Source organism: Candidatus Phytoplasma gossypii (assembly GCF_030586975.1).
In the GTDB taxonomy this organism is placed as follows: Bacteria; Bacillota_I; Bacilli_A; order Acholeplasmatales; family Acholeplasmataceae; genus Phytoplasma; species Phytoplasma citri.
Genome location: NZ_JAOSIT010000022.1, coordinates 1 through 10,078 on the forward strand (window position 1 = coordinate 1; position 10,078 = coordinate 10,078).

The window sequence follows — 10,078 nt, forward strand, 5'->3', positions numbered from 1 at the left end:
TATCAGGTTCTCCTCAAGGAGGAATTATTTCCCCTTTGTTGGCGAATGTATATTTACATTACATGGACCTGAAAATGGAGGAACTGATTAAAGAAGGAAAACCAATTAGGAAAGGAAACCCAGAATATGGTAAGGCATGGCGTAAAAACCAGCACCATAGATTGGGAATTGACAGAGATATTAATCAAAATCCAAAACCAAGAGTTGAATACATCCGCTACGCTGATGATTTTATCATTGGCGTTAAAGGTGAATATGACAAAGCCGAAGAGATTAAGAACCGAGTAACGCAATGGCTAGAACAAGATTTGAAACTTACTATTAGCAAGAATAAATCAAAGATTGTCAAAGCCAGCAAAGGAACTAGGTTTCTATCCTACATGGTAAAGGTAAATCCCACCAATAAAACCCGTACAAGGAAATCCACAAAGAATTCCTTCAACGGTAAAGTTCAAATCCAAATTCCCCAAGCGAAAGCCAAAGAATACGGACACGAATATAATTGGTTAAAAGAGGGAAAGGCAAAACACGACGAAACATTAGCGGGTAGAGACGAATTAGAGATAATCCGAATCTACAAAACAATTGTTAGAGGAATTATCCAATACTTTTGTCTAGCTAACAATCTCGGTGTTTTAACCGATCTAAATTATCTAGCTGAATATAGCTGTTTGAAGACACTGGCAAGAAAATGGAAAACATCAATTGCCAGAGTTCGAAAGAAACTTAATATAGGTTCAACTTGGGGTATTCCTTATCTTAATAAAGGGAAAACCCAATACGAACCCTGGGTTGTCTACTCTTGGGATAAAATCAAAAAAATGCGTAAATACAAGGGAAACCCCGATATTACCATCAATAGATTTTTATTCCAGAGTCGTACACATCTAACTGACCGTCTAAAAGCGGAATGTTGTGAGAACTGCGATAAAACAACCCAACTTCAAATTCATCACATTGGCACGGTCCGCAACGCGAACCGCCAGAGTATTATGAATAAAAGTACCAAGGTATTGTGTAAAGATTGTCATCGTAAGGTAACCAATCAACAGATACATGATATCAGAAAGAATCAGAACGATAAGAATAAATAGCTAATTAACCGCGAGGAAAATTAGTTCCCGAGAGAGAGTAAATTATGGAAAGCCGGATGCTTGGAAACTTGCTTGTCCGGTTTGGACGGGGGCTGATTGTAAATAAAACAGCAAATACAAATCGCTGCATAAAACGCAATTAATCTATCCGTATTTAATACAATTGTTTTAGGAAATCCTAAACATATGAACAATAATATAGGAATTAAATCTAAAATTAGTATTTCTTTTAGCAAAAGAATTAAGAAATCTTTTCCATTTGTTCAAATATTTTTGTGGGATGAACGACTTTCAACTAAAGAAGCAATTGATAATATGTATCAAGCTCAATATAAAAAAACTAAAATATTTAAATTAAAAGATGAAATGGCTGCTAAGATAATTTTGCAAAATTTTTTAAATTATCAGAAATCTATTTAAATAAATATAAATTTATAAAGAATTTACATATGTCTATATTTTATAAAATAAAAAAAAAATACTTAAAAAAAATAAAAAAATATGCTATAAAAGAGCGTATACCTATTATTCACAAAGAAACTGGTTTATTTTTAGAAAACTTTATTAATCAAAAAAAAATAATAGATATTTTAGAAATAGGAACTGCTATCGGTTATAGCGGGGCGCCAAAGAGGCCTAAATTTCGTGCTATTTCACCAATAGCCAGAGCTGATAAACTCTGAAAGGATATGGCCGGTCTGGCAGACGAAAGAATGTCAGATCAGAGCAGGCCATAAAAGCGGGTTGCGACGAAAGCAAATTAGTCAAGAAGACCTCGCCACCAAATAATTCCATGGAGAAGCCTGAGACGGCCTAAGAAGGAAAAGGATGTAATACCGAAACCTATTCGGAAGTTGCTTAAACGAATAGTCCAGAGTCTACTAATAGATGCGCTATATATTGAGTAGTTTATCAAAAAATAAAAACCTGGAATCAGCCTCCAAGTGAGGATACTTCCCCTAAAGAATTAAGGTAGAAATTTAGTGTAACTTGGAGAATCCTAAAACGAAGTAATTAAGTTTACTAAGCCGGAATAAAACCCCGGAGCGTCAAGGATAAAGAATCTTCCTAGTAGTCGTAAGGGTAAACCTAAATTTGGTATAATTTAGTTAATCGCCTTACCGAGAAGAGAGTTAACGACTCTTATAGGGCGAAAGAAGATAGTAATTTACTGTTTATTCAATGGTATCAAGAAAGGGGTTGATATATTATGTCAACAACGGTTTCACTAGAAACTAAGCTTTCGCGAACATTGGATAAAATTCAATATCGTTCATCAAATAGTCACTCCTTAAAAAGAGAATTACAGCAGGGAATGAATAACTTTCACAATACGTTAACGGCATTCAATAAAATTGCTGCTAATAAAGGGGCGGGAACACCCGGAATTGACAACGAAACCATCGATGGAATCAATCTAGAAAGACTAGAAAAATACCATCAGGAATACATCAATAATGGATATAACCCCAAACCAGTTAAAAGAATTCTCATTCCTAGTGATAACAAAAAAACTAGGCCCCTAGGGCTACCTACTATCAAGGACCGGCTAATACAAAAATGCCTCGAACAACTCTTAACTCCCTATTTTGAAAATATCTTCTCAGAATGGAGTTTTGGATTTAGAACCAAAAAATCTTGCCACGACGCCATCAAACGCGTCAAACAGAGATTTAAAGGAATCGACTACATTATCAAAATTGACTTAAAAGGCTACTTTGATACCATCAATCATGAGATTCTCATAAGAACCTTAAATCGGTTCATCAGAAAGAATAAAGTCCTCTCAACTATTAACAAATGGTTGAAAGCCGGCTTCATGAAAGATGGGGTCAAATACGAATCCTTATCCGGTTCTCCTCAAGGAGGAATCATTTCTCCCTTGTTGGCGAATGTATATTTACATTACATCGACCTTAAAATGGATGAACTAATTAAAAAAGGAAAGCCAATTTGGAAGAAGAGCCCAGAATATAAAAAAGCATGGCTTAAGAACCAGCACCATAAACTGGGAGTTGATAGGTATATCAATTTAAATCCAAAAACAAGAGTTGAGTACATCCGTTACGCCGATGATTTTATCATTGGCATTAAAGGCGAATATGAAAAAGCTGAAGGGATTAAGAATCAAGTGATCCGATGGCTAGAACAAGATTTGAAACTTACCATTAGTAAGGACAAATCAAAAATTGTGAAAGCTAACAAAGGCACAAGGTTTTTATCCTACATGATAAAGGTAAATCCTACCAATAAAACTCGTACAAGGAAATCTACAAAGAATTCCCTAAACGGCAGTGTTCAAATCCAAATTCCCCAAGCAAAAGCCGAAGAATATGGATATGAATACAATTGGTTAAAAAAGGGGAAGATAAAACACGACGAAACATTAACAGATAGAGATGAATTAGAAATAATCCGAACCTATCAAACAATTGTTAGAGGAATTATCCAATACTATTGTTTAGCTAACAATCTCAGTGTTTTAACCCATTCGAATTATCTAGCTGAATATAGCTGTTTGAAAACACTGGCAAGAAAATGGAAAACATCGATTGCCAGGGTTCGAAAGAAACTTAATATTGGTTCGACTTGGAGCATCTCCTATATTAACAAAGGAAAGACTCAATACGAAACATGGGAAGTCTACTCTTGGGATAAAATCAAAAAAATGCGTAAATACAAGGGAAACCCCGATATTACCATCAATAGATTTTTATTCCAGAGTCGTACACATCTAACTGACCGTCTAAAAGCGGAATGTTGTGAGAACTGCGACAAAACAACCCAACTTCAAATTCATCACATTGGCACGGTCCGCAATGCGAATCGCCAAAGTATCATGAATAAAAGTACTAAGGTATTGTGTAAAGATTGTCATCGCAAGATAACCAATCAACAAATACATGATATCAAAAGAACAAGAACGATAAGAATAAATAGCTAATTAACCGCAAGGAGAAATTAGTTCTCGAGAGAGAGTAAATTATGGAAAGCCGGATGCTTGGAAACTTGCTTGTCCGGTTTGGACGGGGGCTGATTGTAAATAAAACAGCAAATACAAATCGCTGCATAAAACACAATTAATCTATCCGTATCGTTAACCATGTGTAATCCGGATAATCAAATTGAAACATTAGAACGAAAATATAATTATTATCAATTGGCTAAAAAAATATTTTTTAACACACCTTTTAAGGTTAAAGTAATTTGGACAGAAGCTTTAATATATCAACCTAAAAAAAATTATGATTTAATTTTTATTGATGGCGCTAAATCACAATATTGTAAGTTATTCGAAAAATACCAAAAATTTATCAAAAATAATGGTTTTATTATTTGCGATAATTTAAATTTTCATAATTTGTTTATGCAAAAAAATAATTCTAAAAATGTTTGTAGAATTCTTAAGGGCGCCAAAGAGGCCTAAGTTTCGTGTTATCTAACCAATAACCAGAGCTGATAAACTCTGAAAGGAGATGGTCGGTCCGACAAACGAAAGAATGCTGGATTAAAGCAAACCATAAAAGCGGGTTGTGACGAAAGCAAATTAGTCAAAAAGACGCCGCCACCAAATAATTCGATGGAGAAGCCTGAGATGGCCTAAGAAGGAAAATTGATGTAATTATAAACCTGCTTCGGAAGTTGCTTAAACGGACAGTCCAGAGTCTACTAGTATATATTAAGAGTACGGAGTAGTTTATCAAACAAAAGAAACCTGGAATCAGCCTCCCAAAAGAGGGTACTTCCCCTAAAGAATTAAGGTAGAAATTTAGTGTAACTTGGATAATCCTAAAACTAAGTAATTAAATTTACTAATCCGGAAATAAAAGCCTGGATAGTCAAGGAGAAAGAATCTTTTTAGTAGTTGTAAGGGTAAACCTAAATTTGGAATAATTTAGTTAATCGTCTTACCGAGAAGAGAGTTAACTACTCTTATAGGGCGAAAGAAGAAAGTAATTTACTATTTATTCAATGGTATCAAGGAAGGTTGATATATGATATCAACAACGGTTTCACTAGAAACTAAACTTTCACGAACATTGGATAAAATTCAATATCGTTCATCAAATGGTTATTCTTTAAAAAGAGAGCTGCAACAAGGAATGAATAATTTCTATAACACGTTAACAGCATTTAATAGAATCGCTGTTAACAAAGGAGCGGGCACACCAGGCGTTGACAACGAGACCATCGATGGAATTAATCTAGGAAAACTAGAAAGATACCATCAGGGTTAAAAGAGGGAAATGTGAAACACGACGAAACATTAGCGGGTAGAGACGAATTAGAAATAATCCGGACCTATAAAACAATTGTTAGAGGGAATTTATTCAATACTTTTGTTTAGCTGACAATCTAAGTGTTTTAACCCATCTAAATTAAATTATCTAGCAGAATATAGCTGTTTGAAAACGCTGGCAAGGAAACGAAAACGTCGATTGCCAGAGTTCGAAAGAAATTCAATAAAGGTTCAACTTGGGGTATCTCCTATATTAACAAAGGAAAGACTCAATACGAACCATGGGACGTTTACTCTTGGGATAAAATTAAAAAAATGCGTAACTATAAGGGAAATCCGGATATTACCATTAATAGATTTATATTCCAAGGTCGCACAAATCTAACTGACCGTTTGCACGGTCCGCAACGCGAATCGCCAAAGCATCATGAATAAAAGAACAAAAGTATTGTGTAAAGATTGTCATCGCAAGATAACAAATCAACAAATACACGACATTAGAAAACAAGAACGATAAGAATAAATAGCTAATCAACCGTGAGGGGAAATTAGTTCTCGCAAGAGAGTAAATTAGGGAAAGCCGGATGCTTGGAAACTTGCTTGTCCGGTTTGGACGGGGGCTGATTGTAAATAAAACGGCAAATACAAATCGCTGCATAAAACGCAATTAATCTATCCGTATTAAAATACAAGAATTTAAAATATATTTAAAAAATAATTATTTTTTTAAAACTATATTTACTGATTTAGGAGATGGTTTAAGCATTTCTTGTAAAAATTTTTTACCATCTACATATATATTTAGACAATAAAATTAATTATCTAGTATAAAAAAACAACAAAAAAAGAGGTTATTTATTATGAACCAGGATATTATTGATTCTTATACGAATAAATATAAAGTTGATAAAAAAAATATTCATAAAGATAAACAAATTTATAAGTTAACTCAAGAAGGTTTAGATAAATTAAAACAAGAGTTAGAACATTTAACTTCTACTAAGAGAAGTGAAAATTTAATTTCTTTAAAAGAGGCTCGTGATCAAGGTGATTTAAGCGAAAATGCTGACTATGCTGCTGCTACTAATGAACAAATAATAATAGAAACAAGAATTTCTGAAATCAAAAATATCTTAAAAAATACAGAAATAATTGATCATTCTAATCAAAATAAGGAAATTGTTACTATCGGTAATACAGTAGATATTCAGTTTTTAGATAATATGCAAATTTTAAAATTACATTTAGTTGGAATTTTAGAAGTAGATCCTTTAAATAATAAATTTTCTATCGAATCTCCTATTGGACAAAGTTTACAAGGTCATAAAGAAGGTGATCAAGTAAAATATAAATCTGAAACTGGTAAAATTATTGATATTAAAATTTTGAAAATACATTAAATTCGATATGAAGATATGAAAATTATAAAATTAGAAAATTACCTTCATTATATACCTAATTTTTATTATGATTCTGTTTTCGAAATTCCTTTCGAATATTTTTTTCGAAAAAATTTTAAAGTTTTATTATTTGATTTGGATAATACTCTTATAGAACCCTATCAAACAACATTAGATAATAAAGTTTACAATTTCTTAACAAATATTAGTAAAAAATTTCAAATAATTATTCTTTCAAATGCTTCTAATCGTAAATTAAAAAAAATTTTAGAACCTAATTGGAATTATGTTTATCTTAATTTGTTTCATAAAAAACCTTCATCTTGGGGTTTTCGCAAAGTTTTAAGTTTAACTCAAATACAAACTCAAGAAGTGATCATGATTGGAGATCAATTAGCCACAGATATTAAAGGAGCTAATGAATTAAATATTACTTCTATTTTAGTAAGGCCTCTGAATAGAAAACAAGAAAATTTATTTACAAAATATAATCGTGTTTATATAGAAAGACCTTTAATTAATTTAATTCGAAAAACTAATTTAGATATTTATAATAAAAAGTTTAAGAATTTTATTAAATAAAAGATAATTAAAAGGTATGTTGATAGAAGAAATTTTAAAAAAAATTAATAATAAATTTAAAAATGATATTTATCGTTTAAATCATATTTTAGGAGTTTATCAAAAAGCTACTGAATTAGCTTTATTTTATGAAGAAAACCTTGAAGAAGCTCAAATAGCTGCTTTATTTCATGATTATACTAAAAATGAATCTTTAGAATTTCATTTATCTTTGTTAAATCATGAAATTATTAATAAATATAAACAAATGGTGTTTATGTATCATGCTTTTAGTGCGCCCATTGTGCTTCGACAAGAATTTAATATTAATAATACAAAAATTTTTGATGCAATTAGAAAACATGTTTGGGGTCATGAAAACATGAATAAATTAGATAAGATTATTTTAATTAGCGATAAAATAGAAGATAGCAGAACTTTTCCGAATATCGATTATTTTAGAAAATTAGCTTTTAAAAATTTAGATCAGACAATATATGAATTATTAAAAAATAATCTTGATTATTATATTAGCAAAGGTTTTAAATCTTTCCCTGAACAAATAAAAATATTAAATTCTTTAAAGAAAAAACTTGCTTTAAATTGAAAAAAGTTTGGTAATATTTATAATGTTACGTATTATATCAGGAAAATATAAAAATTTTCGTTTAAACTTAGTACCATCTAAAACTACTAAAAGTTCTACTCATTTAATTAGAAAAGCTTTATTTGATACTATTCAAAAAGATATTAATAATAGTATTGTTTTAGATTTATTCGCGGGTTCTGGAGCTTATGGTTTTGAAGCTTTAAGTAGAAAAGCAAAAAAGATTTTTATGGTAGATAATTCTCTTCCAGCATATTTAACCATTAGAAAAAATCAAAATAAACTTAAAATTAGTAATCAACAAATAATAGTTTTTTATAAAAATGCTTTCAATATGTTAAAACGATTTATATATCAAAAAATTAAATTTGATGTAATTATTCTAGATCCTCCTTATACTTTGGATATTAAACATTTATTTCCTGAATTATTTAAAATTATTCATTGTCAAAGTTGGATTATTTATGAAACTTATCATAAAAATTTATTACCTAATATTAATCACAAATGTATTTTAATTAAGAACCAAAAATACGGCAACAAAAGATTAATTTTTTATAAACCTATTGTTTTATAATAAAAGATAATTTTTAATTAAATAAATTTATTAAAAAATAATTAAATTATTCCCATAAATATTAAAATTGAAAGGAAAATAGTTATGACTTGGTTTGAAACAATTTTATTTTTATCAGGTTTATTTATAGGAATTTTAGTAGGAGCATTAGTAATGTTTTTCGGTATTAAAAAATATTTAGAAAAAAATCCTCCTATAAATAAAAAACAAATTAAAGAAATGTTCAAACAAATGGGAAGAAGTCCTAGTGAAAAACAAATTCAACAAATTATGTTGGCGATGAAAAATAAAAAATAAAAGGAGATTAAATAAAGTTAATGAGTTATTATATATTATTTGTGATTATATTTATTGTTATAATAACTTTTATAATTATGAATTGGGCGCCAAAGAGGCCTAAATTTCGTGCTATCTAACCAATAGCCAGGGTCGATAAACCCTGAAAGGATATAGTCGGTCTGACAGACGAAAGAATGTTGGATTACAGCAGACTATAAAAGCGGGTTGCGACGAAAGCAAATTAGTCAAAATGACTCCGCTACCAAATAATTCGATGGAGAAGCCTGAGATGGCCTAAGAAGGAAAATTGATGTAATAATTAAACCTGTTTCGGAAGTTGCTTAAACGAGCAGTCCGGATACTACTAATATATAAATTCAGTATTGAGTAGTTTATCAGCTAAAGAAAACCTGGAATCAGCCTCCCAAAAGAGGGTACTTCACCTAAGGAATTAAGGTAGAAATTTAGGGTAACTTGGAGAATCCTAAAACCAAGTAATTAAGTTTATTAATCCGGAAATAAAAGCCCGGATGGTCAAGGATAAAGAATCTTTTGAGTAGTCGTAAGGGTAAACCTAAATTTGGAATAATTTAGTCAATCGGCTTACCAAGAAGAGAGTTAATGACTCTTATAGGGCGAAAGAAGAAAGTAATTTACTATTTATTCAATGGCAGGGGTTGATATTATGTCAACAACGGTTTCACTAGAAACATTACATGGACCTGAAAATGGAGGAACTGATTAAAGAAGAAAAACCAATTAAAAAGGATAACCCAGAATATCGGAAAACATGGCTTAAAAACCAGCACCATCAACTGGGGGTTGATAGGTATATCAATTTAAACCCAAAGATAAGAGTTGAATACATCCGCTACGCTGATGATTTTATCATTGGAATTAAGGGTGAGTATGACAAAGCCGAAGAGATTAAGAACCGAGTAACGCAATTGTTAGAACAAGATTTGAAACTTACGATCAGTAAGGATAAGTCAAAGATTGTTAAAGCCAACAAAGGAACAAGGTTTTTATCCTACATGATTAAGGTAAACCCCGCCAATAAAACACGCGAAAGGAAAACCACTAAGAATTCCTTAAACGGTAAATTTCAAATCCAAATTCCCCAAGCGAAAGCCAAAGAATATGGACATGAATATAATTGGTTAAAAGAGGGAAAGGTGAAACACGACGAAACATTAGCGGATAGAGACGAATTAGAAATAATCCGGACCTATCAAACAATTGTTAAAGGAATTATCCAATACTTTTGTTTGGCTAACAATCTCGGTGTTTTAACCCATCTAAATTATCTAGCTGAAGATA

At 31.0% G+C, this 10,078-nt stretch carries 11 protein-coding genes and 2 pseudogenes; all 13 read left to right on the top strand.

The window, feature by feature from the left end; translation table 11 throughout:
* Window positions 1-1,094: reverse transcriptase/maturase family protein (locus tag OC698_RS02040; protein ID WP_304513063.1), on the top strand; the 1,094-nt coding region annotated here is incomplete at its 5' end.
* 186 nt (window positions 1,095-1,280) lie between these two features.
* Entirely contained in the window at window positions 1,281-1,514 is a 234-nt protein-coding gene (gene ruvX / locus OC698_RS02045) for a Holliday junction resolvase RuvX (RefSeq protein ID WP_304513064.1), read from the top strand.
* Window positions 1,515-1,543: 29 nt separating this feature from the next.
* Window positions 1,544-1,777: a hypothetical protein gene (locus OC698_RS02050; RefSeq protein WP_304513065.1), complete on the top strand. Its 234-nt coding sequence runs from the start codon at window positions 1,544-1,546 to the stop codon at window positions 1,775-1,777.
* A 527-nt stretch (window positions 1,778-2,304) separates the two neighbouring features.
* Entirely contained in the window at window positions 2,305-4,038 is a 1,734-nt protein-coding gene (locus OC698_RS02055) for a reverse transcriptase domain-containing protein (protein WP_304513066.1), read from the top strand.
* Between the two features lie 159 nt (window positions 4,039-4,197).
* On the top strand, window positions 4,198-4,521 hold the full coding sequence (locus OC698_RS02060; protein ID WP_304513067.1) for an O-methyltransferase: 324 nt from the start codon (window positions 4,198-4,200) through the stop codon (window positions 4,519-4,521).
* Window positions 4,522-5,089: 568 nt separating this feature from the next.
* The gene (locus OC698_RS02065; RefSeq protein ID WP_304513068.1) at window positions 5,090-5,332 is read left to right on the top strand and encodes a hypothetical protein; all 243 of its coding nucleotides are present in this window, start codon (window positions 5,090-5,092) and stop codon (window positions 5,330-5,332) included.
* Window positions 5,329-5,851 (top strand): annotated as a pseudogene (locus tag OC698_RS03220) (group II intron reverse transcriptase/maturase); the annotation flags it as partial. The gene OC698_RS02065 and the pseudogene OC698_RS03220, both read left to right, overlap by 4 nt.
* A gap of 343 nt (window positions 5,852-6,194) precedes the next feature.
* Window positions 6,195-6,734 carry a transcription elongation factor GreA gene (greA, locus tag OC698_RS02070; RefSeq protein ID WP_304513069.1) on the top strand — a complete coding sequence of 180 codons (540 nt, stop codon included), beginning with the start codon at window positions 6,195-6,197 and terminating at the stop codon, window positions 6,732-6,734.
* A 15-nt stretch (window positions 6,735-6,749) separates the two neighbouring features.
* Window positions 6,750-7,316 carry a YqeG family HAD IIIA-type phosphatase gene (locus OC698_RS02075; RefSeq protein WP_304513070.1) on the top strand — a complete coding sequence of 189 codons (567 nt, stop codon included), beginning with the start codon at window positions 6,750-6,752 and terminating at the stop codon, window positions 7,314-7,316.
* 16 nt (window positions 7,317-7,332) lie between these two features.
* On the top strand, window positions 7,333-7,902 hold the full coding sequence (gene yqeK / locus OC698_RS02080) for a bis(5'-nucleosyl)-tetraphosphatase (symmetrical) YqeK (RefSeq protein WP_304513071.1): 570 nt from the start codon (window positions 7,333-7,335) through the stop codon (window positions 7,900-7,902).
* A gap of 22 nt (window positions 7,903-7,924) precedes the next feature.
* The gene (rsmD, locus tag OC698_RS02085; protein WP_304513072.1) at window positions 7,925-8,479 is read left to right on the top strand and encodes a 16S rRNA (guanine(966)-N(2))-methyltransferase RsmD; all 555 of its coding nucleotides are present in this window, start codon (window positions 7,925-7,927) and stop codon (window positions 8,477-8,479) included.
* Between the two features lie 84 nt (window positions 8,480-8,563).
* The gene (locus tag OC698_RS02090; protein WP_078123152.1) at window positions 8,564-8,776 is read left to right on the top strand and encodes a YneF family protein; all 213 of its coding nucleotides are present in this window, start codon (window positions 8,564-8,566) and stop codon (window positions 8,774-8,776) included.
* Window positions 8,777-9,468: 692 nt separating this feature from the next.
* Window positions 9,469-10,078 (top strand): annotated as a pseudogene (locus tag OC698_RS02095) (reverse transcriptase domain-containing protein); the annotation flags it as partial.